Source organism: Candidatus Accumulibacter cognatus (genome assembly GCF_000584975.1).
GTDB classification, from domain to species: domain Bacteria; phylum Pseudomonadota; class Gammaproteobacteria; order Burkholderiales; family Rhodocyclaceae; genus Accumulibacter; species Accumulibacter cognatus.
Window position 1 is genome coordinate 1 of the sequence record NZ_JDST02000029.1, and the last position, 18,402, is coordinate 18,402.

General features: G+C 59.7%; 13 protein-coding genes. 6 read left to right on the plus strand and 7 right to left on the minus strand.

What is annotated here, in order from left to right:
• The coding region (locus AW06_RS05965) for an Rpn family recombination-promoting nuclease/putative transposase (protein ID WP_273704431.1) at positions 1-634 on the plus strand (634 nt) is incomplete at its 5' end.
• Positions 635-1,897: 1,263 nt separating this feature from the next.
• Here AW06_RS05965 and AW06_RS05975 read toward each other — a convergent pair.
• Entirely contained in the window at positions 1,898-4,582 is a 2,685-nt protein-coding gene (locus AW06_RS05975) for a TIM-barrel domain-containing protein (protein WP_273704432.1), read from the minus strand.
• A 274-nt stretch (positions 4,583-4,856) separates the two neighbouring features.
• Here AW06_RS05975 and AW06_RS05980 point away from each other — a divergent pair, with 274 nt between their 5' ends.
• Positions 4,857-5,276 (plus strand): OmpA family protein, encoded by a 420-nt coding sequence (locus AW06_RS05980; RefSeq protein WP_171047476.1) that lies wholly within the window; start codon positions 4,857-4,859, stop codon positions 5,274-5,276.
• A 103-nt stretch (positions 5,277-5,379) separates the two neighbouring features.
• Here AW06_RS05980 and AW06_RS05985 read toward each other — a convergent pair whose 3' ends face one another.
• Positions 5,380-6,675 carry an MFS transporter gene (locus tag AW06_RS05985; RefSeq protein ID WP_034947159.1) on the minus strand — a complete coding sequence of 432 codons (1,296 nt, stop codon included), beginning with the start codon at positions 6,673-6,675 and terminating at the stop codon, positions 5,380-5,382.
• A gap of 67 nt (positions 6,676-6,742) precedes the next feature.
• Positions 6,743-8,911 carry a bacteriohemerythrin gene (locus AW06_RS05990; protein ID WP_273704433.1) on the minus strand — a complete coding sequence of 723 codons (2,169 nt, stop codon included), beginning with the start codon at positions 8,909-8,911 and terminating at the stop codon, positions 6,743-6,745.
• Between the two features lie 108 nt (positions 8,912-9,019).
• Here AW06_RS05990 and AW06_RS05995 point away from each other — a divergent pair, with 108 nt between their 5' ends.
• On the plus strand, positions 9,020-10,555 hold the full coding sequence (locus AW06_RS05995) for a hypothetical protein (RefSeq protein WP_246148715.1): 1,536 nt from the start codon (positions 9,020-9,022) through the stop codon (positions 10,553-10,555).
• Positions 10,556-10,622: 67 nt separating this feature from the next.
• On the opposite strand, the gene AW06_RS06000 is transcribed toward AW06_RS05995, so the two are convergent.
• Positions 10,623-11,744: an AraC family transcriptional regulator gene (locus AW06_RS06000; RefSeq protein WP_273704434.1), complete on the minus strand. Its 1,122-nt coding sequence runs from the start codon at positions 11,742-11,744 to the stop codon at positions 10,623-10,625.
• Positions 11,745-11,906: 162 nt separating this feature from the next.
• Here AW06_RS06000 and icmF point away from each other — a divergent pair, with 162 nt between their 5' ends.
• On the plus strand, positions 11,907-15,173 hold the full coding sequence (icmF, locus tag AW06_RS06005; RefSeq protein ID WP_034947162.1) for a fused isobutyryl-CoA mutase/GTPase IcmF: 3,267 nt from the start codon (positions 11,907-11,909) through the stop codon (positions 15,171-15,173).
• Entirely contained in the window at positions 15,174-15,824 is a 651-nt protein-coding gene (locus tag AW06_RS06010; protein WP_273704435.1) for a histidine phosphatase family protein, read from the plus strand. It abuts the gene before it with no gap.
• 26 nt (positions 15,825-15,850) lie between these two features.
• On the opposite strand, the gene AW06_RS06015 is transcribed toward AW06_RS06010, so the two are convergent.
• The 3 genes from AW06_RS06015 to AW06_RS06025 all read right to left on the minus strand — a co-directional run bounded on the left by AW06_RS06015 (position 15,851) and on the right by AW06_RS06025 (position 17,510).
• A complete protein-coding gene (locus AW06_RS06015; RefSeq protein ID WP_046535672.1) occupies positions 15,851-16,180 on the minus strand; it encodes a hypothetical protein in 330 nt (109 codons plus the stop codon).
• Positions 16,181-16,315: 135 nt separating this feature from the next.
• Positions 16,316-16,747: a CBS domain-containing protein gene (locus AW06_RS06020; RefSeq protein ID WP_034947168.1), complete on the minus strand. Its 432-nt coding sequence runs from the start codon at positions 16,745-16,747 to the stop codon at positions 16,316-16,318.
• A 127-nt stretch (positions 16,748-16,874) separates the two neighbouring features.
• On the minus strand, positions 16,875-17,510 hold the full coding sequence (locus tag AW06_RS06025; RefSeq protein ID WP_034947171.1) for a c-type cytochrome: 636 nt from the start codon (positions 17,508-17,510) through the stop codon (positions 16,875-16,877).
• Between the two features lie 155 nt (positions 17,511-17,665).
• Between AW06_RS06025 and yihA the strand changes: the two genes are divergently transcribed.
• Positions 17,666-18,370 carry a ribosome biogenesis GTP-binding protein YihA/YsxC gene (yihA, locus tag AW06_RS06030; protein WP_034947172.1) on the plus strand — a complete coding sequence of 235 codons (705 nt, stop codon included), beginning with the start codon at positions 17,666-17,668 and terminating at the stop codon, positions 18,368-18,370.
• The last annotated feature ends 32 nt before the right edge of the window (positions 18,371-18,402 follow it).

Here is an 18,402-nt window from a genome sequence, read left to right on the forward strand (position 1 = left end):
CCAGACTGGAACGAAACCCGCTTCTACCCGAGTGGGACATCTTGATCCGACCGGCTTGCTTGGTATGAGGATTTGCGGAGATCACCTTAGCACTCGGGCCGACGACATTATCTGGCGGGTCAAGGTGGGCGGGGAGTGGGTGTATCTGTACCTGCTCATCGAGTTCCAGAGCCGCGTCGACCAGTACATGGCCCTGCGCATGATGGTCTATGGCGGGCTGCTCTATCAGGACCTGATCAAGCGCGGTAAAGTTCTGGCCGACGGCCGCCTGCCGCCGGTCCTGCCCATCGTTCTCTACAACTGGAGCCCGCGCTGGTCGGCGGTGACCGACGTGTTTGACCTGATCCCGCCGGTACCGGGTCTGGTCGAGCAGTTCAAGCCGCGGCTGAAATACCTGTTGATCGACGAGAATGCCTGGACCGACAGCGAGTTGGCCCCACTCAAGAATCTGGTGGCAGCGGTTTTCCGGATCGAACACCCGGCGTCGCCGGAAGCCATTGGCGGATTGCTGAGCCTGCTCGACGAGTGGCTGACCGAGCGGCCTGACCTGCGCCGGATGTTCGCGCTCTGGATCCGGGCGACATTGATGCGCAAGGCGGAATACCGTATCGTCTTGCCTCAGATAGAGGACTGACAGGAGCTGAATGTCATGTTGGCGGAACGACTCGAGGAATGGGCGCAGGCCTACAAGGCCGAGGGAAAGGCTGAGGGGGAAAGCTGAGGGTGAGGCGCTGGCGCTGCAGAAGCTGCTCAAGAAGCGTTTTGGTGCCGTCCCTTCTGATGTCCTGGCGAAGATCTCTGCCGCTTCCCTTGAGCAGATCGATGCGTGGCTGGACCTGGTGCTCGATGCCCGGAGTCTGGATGACATCTTCGGGCCAACCACGTGCTGAAGTCGCCCGTATCTCGGCTGGCGTGAGAGTTTCGTGCCCTCCGTTCAGCCGTCATCCCAGCAAGCGGCAACGTCTTCGACGATCCGGGATTTCCCCCAGAGGAGTCAGGCGCTACGCAAGCGGACCCGGCGCCGGATCGATTTATCCCAAGCAGGGCGTGCGTATCGAGAACGATCGTGCCAGCGCCTCCCACGCAATATCGGCCAAGGGCTCGATGATGTCAGCGCATATTTCCAGTTTGGGGCGCAAGCCAAATGGCGGACCAGAACGTTCACTGGCATAAGGATGCCACGCAGGCATCGGGAGACCATTCTTGGTCACAACCCGGACTTCTCCCTTGCTGACGACGCTGTCCATCGTGGCAAGGCACCTAGCCTTGAATTCCGAAGCGTGAATCGTTGGCATGGCAGCCCCCACATTGACAATTCCAGTGAGCATGGTCAGTTGACCGGTCTCCGTGAAGGCCCGAACAAATCCCTTCACCTTCTGCCGCAGTGGCGAGGATTGAGGATTCTGAAAGACTGGCCGTGGGCTACCGCCACATCCAAAATTGGCTTGAAGAACTATTAGAATCAGTGCGTTGGCTTCTCCATTTCGAGTGGCAAGGCCCTGTCGACCAGTTGCCCCGGCTTCTGCATCAGCGTGCCCGAGTGCGCTTCAAGTTCCAGGATCAATTCCTGTTGCACTACGTTTCAGCCAGCCATGATCCGGAAGGGTATGCTATCGTTTGCCATGGTCGGCGTCATCAGGCTTTTGGCGCTCCGGTCATGCCAGAAATGGCCGTCTGCCATCCCGCTGCCCAAACGCTTGTGCTAACGGCCATGACCTTTCCAGGCCCCCCCGATCATGAAAGTCATGACCGTTTCCTCTCCCTCGGCCCGCGCTGCAGCGCGGGCCGGCTACGGCAGCGCGGAGCAGTGCTCCACGAACCCTCTCGTTTGCCCCCGCTAAGGGAAGGGGAGATTTATCTTTGCTCTGGGCTCTCGGCGGATCCGCGGTGTAGGTCCTCAAGGCATCGAGGCGGGCGCTGCCCTTGCCGCGCGCCCTCCCCGACGCGTGTCAACCGCGAACAGGGCGCCATAGGCCAGCGTCAGACTGCACGGACCATTGCTCGCTGCCTGTGCAAGCCGGAAGTGGGCAAAGCGTGGGGCAGGACCCTGTTCCTGCCGAAAACGCTGCTGCGGATCCCAGGTTCCGAGGTTTTCGAGCGACCAGCGGACGATGATTCGCTGATCGTCGAGGTTGTTCCAGACCACGGCGAATGACTCTCCCGTGTCCTCGCAGACATGGACTCCGGCTCCGGAAAGAATCTCGAGCAGGGCACGCAACTGGCTGTCGGACAGCGCCGTACGGTAGGCGCCCAGCACGTCAAAGTCGGCAAGAATCTCGTGCATCCGCACGTACAGCCCGCGTTTCGCTTCGCTGCCGCAGCGGAAGGCCTTGAGCAGTTTTATCAGGGTCGGGATTCTCGCATCGTCGTGATTCTGCAGATTTCCCTGCCGGGCTTCCAGCGTGACCTCTAGGGCACTGAGTGGCGCCGTTGGCGGCAGGCGGAGGGTCAAGCGGCCACTCTCCTGATCCTGACGCGAATCTATCCGCAGGCGCTGGCCATCGCAGGTCACCAGGGCTTGCACCGGCACGCTGAGGGCATGGAATATCAAGGTGTAGCTGCGGGCGGCGGGAACGACGCTGAGGTCGCCGCACGTGGGCCCGACGCGCAGTCGCGGCGCGGTACCCGAGCACTGTTGCAACAGTGCCGTCACCACCCTGGCCCCGTGCTGATAGCCGTGGCTCTCCCCGTCGTCTTCATACAACTCGAAACGGTTATCTGCTCCCGGAAAGACGTGCACGGTGAGGGCGCGCGGGTTGTTGACTCCGCTGGCCGCTGGCTCATCAGCCAGCACGACGATGGCGCCGGCGCGCGCAAAGACGGGGATTTCATCGAGTCCGCCATAAAAGCTGTGCCATGCCGCCCCGGAGTAGTGCTGTCCGGTGAAGAAATGGTACCAGTCGCCGGCCGGTAGCCAGATGAGCTGTCGGCCAAGACGCGTATCCCGGTCACACGGGGAAGTGAACGGCGCAGCAATCAGCTCGCTGCCGAATGCGTACTGGCCGGGACAGCGGTACGCCTCGGGCGCTTGCGGGTACAGGTGATACATCGGCCGCAGCAAGGCGGCGCCGCCCTGGTGTTCCTGCCAGGCGATGCTGTACAGATAGGGAATCAAGGCATGACGCAGCTGCATGGCCGAGCGGGCAAGCGCCAAGGTCTGCGTGTCCCAGCCCCAGGGCCGGCGCTCGTGGAACGGATTCTGGGTGCTGTGCAGGCGCAGGATCGGGCTGAATACGCCAAACTGCAGCCAGCGCACATAGAGTTCGGCGTCTTCGATGCCTTCCATGTGCCCGCCGATGTCGTGGCTCCACCAGCCGAAGGCGACGTTGGCCGCCGTCGCCGTGAAATGAACCTGGAAGGCCAGCGAGCGCCACGAAACCACGGTGTCTCCCGAAAAGCCGATCGGGTAGCGATGACTGCCTAGTCCGCCCCAGCGCGAGAATGCGAATGAACGCCTGGCGGGATTACGGCCCAGGTCCAGGAAGTGCAGGTGGTTGAGCCACCACAGCGGATCGAGGTCGGAGCAGGCCGTTCGCCTGCCCTGTTGCCAATCCATCCACCAGAAATCGACACCCTCCGCTTCCAGGGGATGGTGCAGGATTTCGAAGTAGGCTTGCGTGAAGGCAGGATCGGTGATGTCGAAGACGACCGGTTCGCCGGTCGCCGGATCCCCGCCAAGCTGCCGAGCCATGACCGGATAAGCCGCCTCATGCGGCCAGACGCCGTCCGCGGGATGCAGATTGAGTGCAGTCTTCAGCCCCAGTGCATGCAGGTCGGCGAGCAGTGCACGGGGGGTGGGGAAGAGATCCTGGTTCCAGGTGTAGCCGGTCCATCCACGAGAGGCATTGCCGGTATGGGTGATATGCCAGTCCATGTCGATGACGCATACCGACAAGGGCAGCTCGTGCGCTCGAAAGTCGCGCATCAGGTCAAGCAGTTCGTCCTGGCGATAGGGCCAGTAACGGCTCCACCAATTGCCCAGCGCCCAGCGCGGAAGCAGTGGAACGGCACCGCTCAAACGCCGATAATCGTGCAGGCATGCGGTGAAATCTCGGCCATAACCGAAGAAATAGAGATCGATACGACCGGCCCGCTGGTCGCGAGCGGCAATCCACCCATCTTCCAGCAGCGGTGCATCCGAGTCGTCGACGACGGTCCAGCCGCCGCTCGATAGCAGCCCCGGGTCGAGGGGAATCGGGCCGTCAGTCTTGTCCAGGGTGCGCGTCGTCCCCCCCAGGTTGCCGACATCGTGATCGCCGTAGTGCCAGGTCAGGCCTGACTCAAGCAGCGTCACCAGCAATCCGTGGGCAGTCAAGCCCAAACGCGGATCGTAACGCAGGTGCAAATGCTCGGTCATGATCTCGACGGCTTCGCCGTCGTGCAATACCTCGAAACAGGGCACCACTTGGCGGCGATGCCAGAAGGTGCGGCTGGGTCGATCTTCGAAGTGTTCGTCTGCCGCGAACTCGAGGCGCAACAGTCGAGAGGTCAACACCGTGAAGCGGGCTCGGGTCGCGGCCACCACGGCTTTTGGGTCAGCCACCGAGTCGAGCTGAACGCGCAAGTGTTTGGCGGGTTTCATTGTTTTTTGCAGAGTGGACTGGCAAGCAGAAAGGCCGGCAGTACTGGATTGAGGAAGAAGGCTTTCCTCATGAAGGTCTGGAAAAGTTGTTAAACTCTGGTTGTTGAATGTTGCTGACCGCATTCAACGTATCTTCGCTTTTCCAACTGATGGTGTATTGCAGATGTCGTTTCCTGTTCATCCATGCCGTTGCTGCCTGCCGATCCTCCTGCTCCTCGCGGCTTGCGCAACTGTCGAGCCTCCCCCTGCGTCGGGCGATTCCGGGAAAACTCACGTGGCGCAAGAGCAGCCCGCGCGACCACCGACGTCTTCCGTTCGCCAGGAGAATGCGAAACCCACTCCTTTCCTTGATGAAGAGGCACGCAGGACAGTCTATTTCTCCTTCGACGGCACGACGATCGACAGCGAAGGGGATGAGGTGCTGCGCCAGAACGCCCTGAAACTCAAAGAGAATCCGCAACTGGTCGTCATCCTGGTCGGCCATACCGACAATCTGGGCAGCGCAGCTTACAACCTCGCGGTAGCGGACAGGCGGACGGAGGCAGTGAGCGACCGGCTGCGCGCGCTTGGCGTCGCCAGGAACCAGATTCGCCGTCAGCCAGTCGGCAGCGAAAAAAGCAGCAAACTGAAATGTGACAGCGAGGCCTGCCGTCGCACGATGCGGCGAGTCGAACTGGTCTATGAGTGGCGCTGAGGATGGATTGCCGGGCGTCTCCGGGGCAGCGGTCTTGCCCGGAGCCAGGCAACGGGAATGCCGGCCGGAAGTGGGCGTTGACCTCATGCACGGGTTCTGCTGCTCAGGCCGGCGCATGCCAGACGTTTCGGCAGTGGGTTTCCCGAATCCGCCACGTCGCCAGTGCACCGAAGCTGGCTGTTCCGGCCAGCAGGAGCAGGCTGGCCTGGAAATTCTCTGGCGTGTAAAGGCGTGCCCCGGTCGCAGTCAGGCCGCCTTGCCATCCCCAATCTATGACCCAGCCGACCAGCGGCTGCAGGATGGCGGCTGCCAGGAACCCCCCCATATTGGTGACGCTGGTCGACATTCCGGAGAGCAATGGTGGATTGACTTCCTTGGCACAGGTCCAGGTCAGCGTGAAGCTGGCAGAAACCAGACCCATCAGCGCAAACAGCGCGTAGCTCAGGCTCAGGGGCAAGGGGCTGCCAGAAAGCCAGATTAGCCAGATCAAGGCATACAGGTGACTACTTGCCACCAGCACCGGTTTGCGCCGACCCAGTCGGTCGGAGAGCGTGCCGACAAACACACTGCCCAGGGCAAAAGCAGCGAACAGGAGACTTACGTGATTGGCCGAAACGACGCGGGGCAGATGGTGCACCTGAGTCAGAAAAGGGGTGGCCCACAAGCCGGCAAAAGCCAGGAAGCTGCCGCAGATGCCGAAGTTGGCAGCGACCACCGGCCAGGTGTCGCGGTTTCCGAGCACCGACAGCAGACCGGAGAGCACCACGGTCCGGTCGAAACGAGGTTTGCCTGTGGTCGCCGGCAAACCTTGGGTCTCATCTGACGGCTCGCGCAACCAATACCAGCAGGCCACGCCCAGGAGCAGCGATACGCCCGCCAGGCCGATGAAGACGCCTCGCCAACCGGTGATCTGGGCCAGCCAGGAGAGTGGCGAGCCGGCCAGCACAGATCCCAGATTGCCGATCAGCACGCTGAGTCCAACCAGACTGGCGAAACGGCGTTCATCGAAAGACACGGCGATGATCTTGAGCATGGCGATGAAAGTCACTGAAACGCCCAGCCCGATCAGCGTCCGGCCGAGCAGGGCCAGGTCCAGATTCGGGGCCAGGCCGAACAACAAGCTTCCGACGCCACCGACCAGTCCGCCGAGCAGGAGAATCAGGCGCGGCCCGAGCGTATCGACGAGGATGCCGGTGGGCACCTGCATCACCGTGTAAACATAAAAGTAGGTTGCCGCCAGCACGCCCAGCGATGACGCCGTGGTGTTGAATGCCAGAATCAGGTCCGGCGCGATGCCGACCGGCGCAAAGCGCTGAAAAAAAGACAGGACGTAGGCCGCAACCACCCCGCCCAGGGCCAGAATACGGCGGCGACGCTGCCGCCGGACCAGATCGCTCATTGTGCGGCTGCTGCGGGTGATCCGGATGGACGGGAGGCAAGCTCCGCCAGAGCTCGGCAAGGGAGTTTCACGACAGCCCCCGGCTCTTCAGATCACGCGCCAGTGCCTTGTCGACCTTGAGAATGTGGTTGACCAGCCAATCGCGAATGAAGCCCATCAGTTCAATCGGGATCGTTGCCCCGCTCTCGTACTGGCGCTTGAACTTCGAGACCTCTTCGATCAGCTTGTGATGGGCGGCCAGGTGCGCCTCACGGTCTGGGTAGCGGTGCTTTTCCATCAATTTTTCTTCGAAGCCGAAATGATTGACCGTATAGTTCACGAGTTCGTCGAGAATCGAACCACAGGCTGCCCGGCCTGCTCCAACATGCATGGCATTGTTCAGGCGGTTGGCGATTTCGATCAATACCTGATGCTGGCGATCAATCTCCGCATGCCCCACAACCAGGGCATTCGACCAGGCCATCAGCGGCTTGACCGCAGCCGAACCCCGAGTCGCCGCTTGTTGTCCAGGGTTGTCCAGTTCGCCGATATTGAAGCGTTGCACCATCGAGAACATCTCGCTGGACGCCTGCTCCAAGTCGGCTGCCGATTGCAGCGACTGTTTGATCACATTTTCGGTCTGTTCAGAAGCATTCATCACCTCATCCACATGGCCGACAATTTCTTCGATGCGGTGTGTCTGCTCGTGGGTTGCCTGCGACAGCGCGTTCATTTTCTGAAGCGTGTCCTGCGCCTGTTCTTCGATGGCCCGCAGGGTATCAGCGGCGGAGTTGGCCTGCGTGACGCCGCTGGCAATGACCGGCGCCGCAGCCTGCATGCCCGCCACTGCACTTTCGGTATCGGTCCGGATGCTCTGCAGAATACCGCCGATCTCACTCGTCGCACTGCTGGTTCGCTCGGCCAGCTTGCGGACCTCGTCAGCCACGACCGCGAAGCCGCGCCCCTGTTCGCCGGCGCGCGCGGCCTCAATCGCCGCATTGAGCGCCAGCAGGTTGGTCTGGTCGGCGATTTCCCTGATCACCTTGGCCATCTGTCCGATTTCGCTGGTGCTGGCCACCAGCCGGGAAACCTGCTCCGACGAAACCGCAACCGTGTCGGCGATGGCCTGCATCTCGACGGCGACCTCCGCCGCCACATGGGCGCCATCATGGGCGCGCCGCGCCACCTCGTTGGCGCCGTTCTCGGTCGCATGCACCAGCCCGTTCACCACCTCGACGCTTGCCGAAACGTCGGCAATCGCCGAGCGGGTGTATCTGACGGCACCGGCCTGCACCTGGGTTGCCAGGTTGATCTCATTGGACTCGGCGGAAAGGCGTTCGACACTTGCCTGCACCTTGTTGGCGTTGATGAAGATGGCACGCAGCATTTCCTTGAGGCTGCTTTGCATGTGCGCGAGAACGAACAGCAGGCTGCTCCGGTCATCCCTTTGCAGTGGGATCGCTTGTGTCAGGTCACCGTTGGCGATTTTGCTGGACACGCCCAAGGCGAGGCGGGGTTCGCCACCGAATTCGTCGACGATGCTTTTCCGCACCAGCCAGCTACTCAACAGCAGAACACAGGTCGCGGCAACCGCCAGTAACACGCTGTGGATTGCCTCTTCCCGGAAAATCCGCTCGACATCATCAATGTAGATGCCGGAACCAACGACCCAGCCCCAGGGTTCGAATTTCTTGACGTAGGACAGCTTGGTAAACAGTTCGCTGCTCACCCCGCCCCCTGCGAGTGGCTTGGGCCAGAGGTATTCGACATAGCCTTCGCCCGCCTGGTCGACCACTTCGTTGAAGCTGACGAAGAGATTCTTGCCGTCAACCCCGATTTTTGCGCCGCTCAACCCGGCCTGCAGTGAGATGGCCTTGTTGAAACGGGTCTCATCGAGCACCTTGCCATCGAGCGCCGGGACCGTCGGGTGCATCACCATCTTCGGCACCGGTTTGCCGAGGTCGTTGATCCAGAAGTACTCGGTCTTTTCGTAACGCATTCGTTTGAGCGTTGCGATTGCCTGCTGCCTGGCTTCGTCCTCGCTCAGGGTGCCGGCTTTTTGCAGCGCGTGGTAATGATCCAGGACGCTGACCGCTGCCTCGACCAGATGCCTGGTTTTGACCTGACGGTCCTGGTAGAGCAGGGCATGCATCGACCACAGGCTTTCCCAGACGATCAGCAGCATGGCCAGCAAGGCCAGAACGGTGGTCACGGTCAGTCGGCTCATCAGACTCAGGCGACGCAACGCAGCGATCATGTCGATCCTCCCTTCTTATACTTTTGAACTTCGATCAATCGGCGATGCTGTACCAATCGATCAAAAGATGCAACAGTCAGCGGGATCAGGGGACAAACAATAGGAGTGATGGCCCTCCCTTTTGATAAGATGGATGGTACAAGTCTCGAAAGTGCGGTGACGAAGCGCTGCACCGACTATCGTGCTCGAAGACAAAGAGTCAAAGAGTCAAAGAGTCAAGTAGGCAAACTACACAAACAGATGCCGATGTTGCCGGGCGAGGGCAGGGGTATTTCATACTTCATCGGTCTGGACCGTGCCGTTTGGAAATCGCCGTTGCTGCGGGGAGAAATGGGAATGATCAGAAAATTAGTCTTGCCGGTACGAAAACTGCTGAGCGGGACGCTGAGGAAGCTGTTCAATTTTCTCCCGCGAGAAAGACGCTTTGCTGTTTACCGTAATTTCGTCGATTGCGATCCTGCGCCGAACGCCCGCCTCGAGTTGAAGATCGCGGATTCCAAGGAGGAACTCGAGGCTTGCTTCACCCTGCTCCACGACGCCTATGTGGGCAGCAAGTTCATGAACCCCGATCCATCCGGGATGCGTGTCACCATTTATCACGCTTTGCCGACTACCACGACCTTGTGCGCCAAGTATGACGGGGAGGTGGTCGGTACCCTGTCCCTGATCAGGGAGAGTGTCCTGGGCTTTCCCCTGCAACGCATCTTCGATCTGACGGCACTGCGGGAAAAGAAAGGGAACATTGCCGAAGTATCGGCCTTGGCGATACATCGCCGATTCCGTCGAACAGGCGGCAGCATTCTCTTCCCGCTGATGAAATTCATGTACGAATACTGCACCACCTTCTTTGATACCCGACATCTCGTGATTGCGGTCAATCCCAGCCATATCGAGATGTACGAATCGCTGCTGTTCTTCAAACGCCTGACACAGAAAGTGGTCGAGAATTACGATTTCGTGAATGGCGCACCCGCTGTTGGAGCCACCCTGGACCTCAGTACCGCCCCGGAGATTTTTAGGAAACACTATTCGTCCAAACCGCCCAAGCGCAACCTCTATGCTTTTTTCACCGAGGTCAAGCTGCCCAACATCAAGCTGCCGCCACGCCGTTTTTATACCACCAACGATCCCGTACTGACTCCCGAATTGCTTGATCACTTTTTCAATGTGCGGACGAAAGTTTTCATGCAGCTCAGTGATCGCAAGAAGAAATTGCTGCACAAGATTTACGATCTGCCGGCGTATCGCGCGGTTCTGCCGCCCATTCCCGTGGAGAATCAGGAGGCTGCGGTCAACAGGAGTCACCGGCGCTTTTCGATCAGATGCCCGGCAAAGTTTTTGTTGCCGGTGCTCGATGAGACGCCATGCAGGCTGCGCCTCGAAATCTTCGAGCTCTCTCGCTACGGTTTTCGTGCACACTCACACGAAAGCATTCCACTCAACGTTTGGGGTGAGGCGATTATTCAGTTGGGCCCCTCGGAAGTATCACAAATTTACGTATTGGCGACGAGGGAGTCGGCAAACGGGATTTATGACTTCGAACTGGGTGAGCCGGACCTGATCTGGCGCAAGTTCGTCAATGCTCTGTACCGTGGCAGCACCCAGGCTGACCTTGAAAACGCAACGCGCTTCATGACCGGATAAAGTAGCTCCAGTTAGCCGGTTACCCTTGACAGGGCCGATTGATCAGATCCCGAGAGCAACTTTCACGTTAAAGCTGTGGCGGGGTGTATTGTCGGCGCCCGCCTAGCGCATGACCGGCCGTCTGCAGGCGTCGGCGGTAATGCGCTGGGGCAATACCGGTCCATCTCACGAAGGCTCGGTAGAACGCCGCGCTGTCGGTAAAACCCAGTTCTGCAGCCACTGCTGCCAGAGTCTGCCTGGTCTTGGCGAGTCGGTTGATCGCCAGATCGCGGCGCAAGGCATCCTTGATTGCCTGAAAGCTTGACCCCTCTGCTTCCAGCCGGCGATGTAGCGTCCGAGGCGACAAATTCAGGGTACGGGCGACCTCGGCGAGCGAACTCGATGTCGGCAGCGCGTCGCGCAGCGCGTTGCGTACGCGCAGAACGATCTCACGGTCACGACGATACAGGGTGGTCAGCTTGCCTGGCGCGCCGTCAAGGAAGCTTTGCAGCGCGGCTTCGTCGCGACGGATCGGCAGATCCAGCAGGTTGGCAGCAAAGACGGCGGTGAGCCTATCCGCGTCAAAGGTCGAGTGGGCAGTGTAGATCAGCGCATAATCCTCGGCATGGTCCGGGCGAGGGTAAGGGAAAGCAACAGAATCGAGAACGATGCTGCGCCCTACCAGCCAGGAATAAAGTCCGTGCAGCAGGCGCAATAGCCATTCGAAGGCGAAAACCCGTCCGATCACGAGCGGGCGATTTTCCACGATGGACAGGCATGCCTGTTCGGGGTGGATATCGAGATGGACACCGAGGTCGGGCAGCAGCAAGCGGAGGAAGCGGATGCTGCGTTCGATGGCCTCGGCCAGCGTCGGCGCGGTGATGGTGCTGCGGCAGAGAAACTCGAAAGTGCCGGATCGGATCGGCATCGAGAAGAGGCCAAAGCCTTCATCGTCGAGTTCGCTGTTGATCCGGTTGTAAAGATCGGCGTAACGGTCGACCGGAATACGGGCGCCTGGATCGTTCAATACCTGCGCAGCAATGTGGGCGCCTTCGAGGAGCCGCGCGGTATCCCGGCCCGCATGCTCAAGACCCGCCAGCATTCCCTGCACGAAGGCGATGGCCACAGTCGCGCGTGCCGGAGCGGGAAGCGTGGCAGATGACGTGGCCTTCTTGGCCCTCTCCTTGGCAGTCTTCTCAGGGTATGGCATAGGCTTCTCGCAAGGCTGTGTATTGACGGGAAATTCCAAGTTGGCAATAAATACATTGTTGGCGGCATATTGGGGAATGGCTTTATTGTCGTCAACTTCCTAACATGTGCGTCCTTGTACAATTTCCGGTATCCAGGACAATCTTTGTGGAGCGCGAACGACATGACCGACCTTTCCATTGCCAAGAAGCTTCTGCCCTACAAGCCCAAGCACAAGGTGCGCTTTGTCACCGCCGCCTCCTTGTTTGACGGACATGACGCATCTATCAACATCATGCGCCGAATTCTGCAGTCGACAGGTGCCGAGGTCATCCACCTCGGCCACAATCGTTCCGTGCAGGAGATCGTGAACGCCGCATTGCAGGAGGATGTGCAGGGAATCGCCATCACCTCCTACCAGGGGGGGCACGTCGAATTCTTCAAATACATGATCGACCTGTTGAAGGCTGGTGGCGGTGAGAACATCCAGGTCTTCGGCGGTGGTGGCGGGGTCATCGTGCCGAGCGAGATCGACGAATTGCACGCCTACGGTGTGGCGCGCGTCTACTCGCCGCAGGATGGCCAGTCGATGGGCTTGCAGGGAATGATCAACGAACTGATGGCGAAATCCGACATCGACATTGCTGCGCTGGCGCCAAAAGAGCCGGACGCCGTGCTTGCCGCGCTGAAGGCCGGCAACCGCCGCAAGCTGGCGCAGATCATCAGCGCCCTGGAAAACGGTGCTTACCCTGAAACACTGCGCAAGAAAATCCTGCACGCCGCGGACGGACTCAAGGTGCCGGTACTCGGAATCACCGGCACCGGCGGTGCCGGCAAGTCTTCGCTGACCGACGAACTGGTGCGCCGCTTCCGGCTCGATCAGGGCGACTCCATCAAGCTGGCGATCGTATCGATCGACCCTTCGCGCAAGCGCACGGGCGGCGCACTGCTCGGCGACCGCATCCGTATGAACGCCATCGAACATCCGAACATCTACATGCGATCACTGGCGACACGCGAAACGGGCTCCGAGGTGTCTGCCGCGCTGCCCGAGGTGATCGCCGCCTGCAAGTTGGCCGGCTTTGATTTCGTGATCGTCGAGACTTCAGGGATCGGGCAGGGCAACGCTGCGATCGTGCCTCTGGTCGATGTCTCGCTCTACGTGATGACCCCCGAGTTCGGAGCCGCTTCGCAACTCGAGAAGATCGACATGCTCGACTTCGCCGATTTCGTGGCCATCAACAAATTTGACCGCAAGGGTGCAGAGGATGCGCTGCGCGATGTGCGCAAGCAATATCAGCGCAACCACGAGGCCTTCAGCCAGAGCCCGGACGAAATGCCGGTGTTTGGCACGATGGCGGCACGCTTCCACGACGACGGGGTGACCGCTCTTTACCAGGCGATGGCGTCCAAACTGCACGCACTGGGCCTGAAGTTGAAAAAAGGCAGGTTGCCGCTGATCGGCCTGCGACACTCGTCGAACCAGCGCGCCATCGTTCCGGCGAAGCGCGTGCGCTACCTGGCCGAAATTGCCGAAACCGTCCGCAACTACCACGCGCATACCGCCGCGCAGGCCGAGATCGCTCGCCAGCGACAGTCCCTGAGAACTGCCAAGGAACTGTTTGAAAGTTGCGGCAAGCCGGCCGACGACTTTGCCGAACTGATCACCTTGAAAGACGGGCAACTCGACGCCCGGGCCAGAAAACTTCTCGACATGTGGCCCAAGACCGTCGAGCTCTACGCGCAGGACGAATACGTGGTCAAGATTCGGGATAAGGAGATCCGTACCCGTCTGACCAACACCTCGCTTTCGGGAACACGCATTCGCAAGGTCTCCCTTCCGAGTTACAGGGATGACGGCGAGGTGCTGCGTTTCCTGATGAAGGAAAATGTCCCGGGTTCCTTCCCATTTACCGCAGGCGTCTTTGCTTTCAAGCGCGAGAACGAGGATCCGACCCGCATGTTTGCCGGCGAGGGCGACGCCTTCCGTACCAACCGCCGCTTCAAGAAGGTTTCCGAAGGCATGCCAGCGAAGCGGCTATCGACTGCCTTCGACTCGGTCACCCTCTATGGTTGTGACCCCGATGCCCGGCCGGACATCTACGGCAAGGTCGGAAACTCCGGTGTGTCGATCGCCACGCTCGACGACATGAAAGTTCTGTTTGATGGTTTCGAACTGTGCGCACCGACCACCTCGGTATCGCTGACCATCAATGGTCCGGCGCCGATTATCCTGTCGATGTTCTTCAACGCCGCGATCGACCAGCAGGTCGACAAGTTTCGTGTCGATAACGACCGCGACCCGACCGAAGACGAAATGCAGAAAATTCGCGTCTGGGTGCTGGCCAATGTACGAGGCACGGTTCAGGCCGACATCCTGAAGGAGGATCAGGGACAGAATACCTGCATCTTTTCGACGGAATTCGCACTCAAGATGATGGGCGACATCCAGGAGTTCTTCGTCCATAACCAGATCGGGAACTTCTATTCGGTATCGATTTCCGGGTATCACATTGCCGAAGCCGGAGCCAATCCGATTTCGCAGTTGGCTTTCACGCTGGCCAATGGCTTTACCTATGTCGAGACCTATCTTGCACGCGGCATGCATATCGACGATTTTGCGCCGAATCTATCGTTTTTCTTCAGCAACGGCATGGACCCCGAGTATTCGGTCATTGGTCGTGTCGCCCGCCGCATCTGGGCAGTGGCGATGAAGAACAAGTACGGCGGCAATGAGCGCAGCCAGAAACTGAAATACCACATCCAGACCTCCGGTCGCTCGCTCCATGCCCAGGAAATGGCTTTCAACGACATTCGCACCACCCTGCAGGCGCTGATTGCCATCTACGACAACTGCAACTCGCTGCATACCAATGCTTACGACGAAGCGATCACCACTCCGACCGAGGAATCGGTTCGCCGTGCCATGGCCATCCAGTTGATCATCAACCGTGAGTGGGGATTGGCAATGAACGAGAACCCGAATCAGGGCTCTTTCATCATCGAAGAGCTGACTGATCTGGTCGAAGAGGCGGTATTGAAGGAGTTCGAAGCCATTTCCGGACGTGGTGGCGTCCTCGGGGCCATGGAAACCGGCTATCAGCGCGGCAAGATCCAGGAAGAGTCGCTCTACTATGAGCACAAGAAGCACGATGGCTCATTCCCGATCGTCGGCGTCAATACTTTCCGCAACCCGAAGGGCGATGCCCAGATCGAAATCGAACTTGCACGCTCGACCGAAGACGAAAAGCAGTCACAATTGGCTCGTCTGCATGGCTTCCAGTCGCGTAACGCGGCGGCTTCCGGGGAGATGCTCGAACGCCTGAAACAGTCCGTCATCGGCAACGAAAATGTCTTTGCGGTCCTGATGGACGCGGTTCGTGTCTGCTCGCTCGGTCAGATCACCGGAGCGCTCTATGAGGTGGGCGGGCAGTACCGTCGCAGCATGTAGGTGATTGCCAGCGAAGAGACAACGCGAATCTGCCTGGTCCGGCATGGCGAGACGACCTGGAACGTGGAAAAGCGTATCCAGGGGCAGATCGACATCGGCCTGAATGCGGCTGGCCTGTCACAGGCAGAAGCAGCGGCGGTCTGGCTGGCTGGCGAGCCGGTGACGGCGCTTTACAGCAGCGACCTGCTACGCACCCGCCAGACCGCCGAGCGCCTTGCCGCCAGCCTGAAGTTGCACCCCACCTTGCGGCCGGAGTTCCGTGAGCGGCGCTATGGCATTTTTGAAGGATTGACCTACGATGAATCGCGTGCCAGGTACCCGGCCGAGTACCTGGCGTTTGAACGACGCGTGCCGGATTTCGTCATTCCACAGGGCGGTGAGAGTCTGCAGCAACTTTACGAGCGCGTGCGTGCCGGCCTGCAGCGGATTGCCTTCGACCATCGAGGTCAGACGGTGGTGGTCGTCACCCATGGCGGCGTGCTCGATATCGTCAACCGCCTAGTTCGGGGTCACCCTTTGAGCAAGCCGCGTGACTTTCTGATTCCCAACGCCGGGATCAATTGGGTGAGCGTCCGTGACGACTGCTGGAGTCTGGAAAGCTGGGGCGAAACCGGGCATCTGGCCATGGTGGGGCTTGACGAAATGCCGTAGCGATGGGATTTATTCTCCGCCTTGGGTTACTGAGCGAGGTGCCAGACGCCGTTCAAACCGTCACCGGTCTTGTCGCCAGGCTTCTGATCCTTGGCCCAGAAGTATAGTGGCTTGCTCTTGTAGGCCCACTGTTTGCTGCCGTCGTCACGGGTGATGATGCTCCAGTGGCCGCTTGCCTGGTCGCCTTCAGCAGCCATCAGGGGCGGCCAGTTGGTCGCACATGGGCCATTGCAGGCGCTCTTGCCTGCGCTGTCCTTGTCGAAGACATAAAGGGTCATGCCATTGTTGCCAACCAGCATCCCTCCCTCATTGCGGGCCGGCGCGGCCGTTTCGGCCGTTGCGATAGTGGCGTACAGGACTGAGGCGAGGGCAAGGGTGCGAATCGAGAAGGGGTGAACGTTCACAGAAATCTCCTTTTGCGGTGGCTGGAGTGTGAATATCGACGATGATCCGCCGGGTTGAGCGGGGTCTTTCGCACAGACGACGCGAGTTTAGCCGGTGATATATTTTGCCATTTGCTGGATGATGAACTGTTGTTCGCAGATTGTTTCCTTGACCACATCGCCGATGGAAACGATCCCCAGGACTTTGCCCTCGTCGTCGAGAACAGGCAGGTGGCGTATGTGCTTGTCCGTCATGATCGCCATGCACTCGTCGACCGTCCGGTCGGGGGTCACATAAAGCACCTTGTCCGTCATGATCGCGCGCACCGGCGTATCTTTCGACGCCTTGCCGAAGAGAATCACCTTGCGGGCGTAATCACGCTCGGAGAAGATCCCGACGAGTTGCTCCTTATCGAGCACGAGGAGCGCGCCAACGTTGGCATCGGACATCACTTGCAGGGCGTAAAACACAGGATCGTCCGGCGAGACGGTGACCAGTGGCCCGCTTTTATCGGCGAGGATTTGCCTGAGAGTCTTCATGAAGCGTCCTTTCGGGTCTTGGAGTCACACCACATGATAGAGGGTCAGCCGCTCCGTGCCAAGGAGAATGCGGAACGTCCGACGACAAGGCGATACGGGAGTGGTACGGGGCGCGCCGCATCACGGTCTAGCGCAGACCAGCTGCGTACTCGGCGATGGCGTCGATCTGGCGGTCGGAGAGCTTGCCGGCGATGGTTCGCATCACTTTTTCCGAATCATTGGCTCGCTCATGGCTGCGAAAGATTTTCAACTGGTTGGCCGTGTACTCTGCATACTGCCCGGCCAGCCGCGGATATTGCGCCGGCAGGCCAGCGCCGGCCGGACCGTGGCAACCGGCACAGGCCGGGATGCCTTTCTCGAAGTCCCCCCCGCGCCATAGCGTTTTGCCTTCAGCCAACAGCTTTTCTTCCTTGGCCGCCGAAGGTTTCATCTTTTGCTGCGAGAAGTACACGGACAGACTCTTCATGTCCTCGTCTGACAGTGCCGCAACCATGCCGCCCATGATCGCGTTATTACGTACCGCCGGTTTCCCATCGACCGCCTTGAAATTGCTCAACTGCTTGTAGAGATACTCGGGAATCTGGCCAGCGAGGATCGGATTAGCCGGTGCCGGGCTGTTGCCATCGGCCCCGTGACAGGCAACACACATGCCTTCAGCGATTTCCTTGGCCTTCGTCAAGTCAACCTTGGTCTTTGCCTGTTCTGCTGCGAAGACGGAGAAACTGGCGGCCAGGAGAACCGCGAGTGTCGTTGTACGAATCATGTCCAAACTCCCAAAGACAACAATGACTGATCTGAGGCCGGAGAAGCGATGCAATAAAGCTGATATTCTATATCAGTTTGCCGTTCGGGCGCGCACCCCGCGTCGTCCCATATACACCATCCACTACACATTACACACTCTTCCTGGGTTCATTCATGCCTCTCTTCCAGCAGGCGGTCTTTCATACGACAGTTGCCCACTTGCGTGATCTGCCGACCGATTCTCAATGTGAAATCGCTTTCGCGGGTCGTTCCAATTCCGGCAAGTCGTCGGCGATCAACACCCTGGCCAATCATTCACGGCTGGCTTTCGTTTCCAAGACGCCGGGGCGGACGCAGCATTTGAACTATTTTCGGGTCGCAGACGGTAAGTACTTCGTTGACCTGCCCGGCTACGGTTTTGCCAAGGCACCCGAGGAAATCCGATCGCAGTGGGAGGGTTTGCTGGCCCCCTATTTGCGGCAGCGTGTCGCATTGTCTGGTCTGGTTCTGATCATGGATAGTCGCCACCCACTGACCGAACTGGACCTGCAGATGCTGGGCTGGTTTGTTCCGACCGGCAAGCCTGTCCATGTACTGCTCTCCAAGGCCGACAAGCTTTCCCGCCAAGAGCAGGTGCTCGCATTTCGCCAGGTAAAGAAGGTGCTGCAGGAAATTGGCGACAACTGTACCCTGCAACTTTTTTCCAGCTTGAACAGGTCGGGAGTGGCTGAGGCGGAAGAGGTTCTGGGCGCTTGGCTTGGCTTGGCCTGGAAACCGCAGCCATCGCTGCAGACCGGCTTGGCCATAGAGAAAGCGACCCGCCCGAAGAAGCGCAGTGCCATCGGCTGGGGGGCCCGTAGCCATGCCGGGAAACGCTAAAAAAAGCCCCCGGCAAGGGGGGCCGGGGGCAC

Bases quoted from the DNA above. Each gene is read 5' to 3' on its own strand.
- AW06_RS05975 (WP_273704432.1), bottom strand. From the start codon at position 4,582: ATGAAACCCGCCAAACACTTGCGCGTTCAGCTCGACTCGGTGGCTGAC.
- AW06_RS05985 (WP_034947159.1), bottom strand. From the start codon at position 6,675: ATGAGCGATCTGGTCCGGCGGCAGCGTCGCCGCCGTATTCTGGCCCTG.
- AW06_RS05990 (WP_273704433.1), bottom strand. From the start codon at position 8,911: ATGATCGCTGCGTTGCGTCGCCTGAGTCTGATGAGCCGACTGACCGTG.
- AW06_RS05995 (WP_246148715.1), top strand. From the start codon at position 9,020: ATGGCCCTCCCTTTTGATAAGATGGATGGTACAAGTCTCGAAAGTGCG.
- AW06_RS06000 (WP_273704434.1), bottom strand. From the start codon at position 11,744: ATGCCATACCCTGAGAAGACTGCCAAGGAGAGGGCCAAGAAGGCCACG.
- icmF (WP_034947162.1), top strand. From the start codon at position 11,907: ATGACCGACCTTTCCATTGCCAAGAAGCTTCTGCCCTACAAGCCCAAG.
- AW06_RS06020 (WP_034947168.1), bottom strand. From the start codon at position 16,747: ATGAAGACTCTCAGGCAAATCCTCGCCGATAAAAGCGGGCCACTGGTC.
- AW06_RS06025 (WP_034947171.1), bottom strand. From the start codon at position 17,510: ATGATTCGTACAACGACACTCGCGGTTCTCCTGGCCGCCAGTTTCTCC.
- yihA (WP_034947172.1), top strand. From the start codon at position 17,666: ATGCCTCTCTTCCAGCAGGCGGTCTTTCATACGACAGTTGCCCACTTG.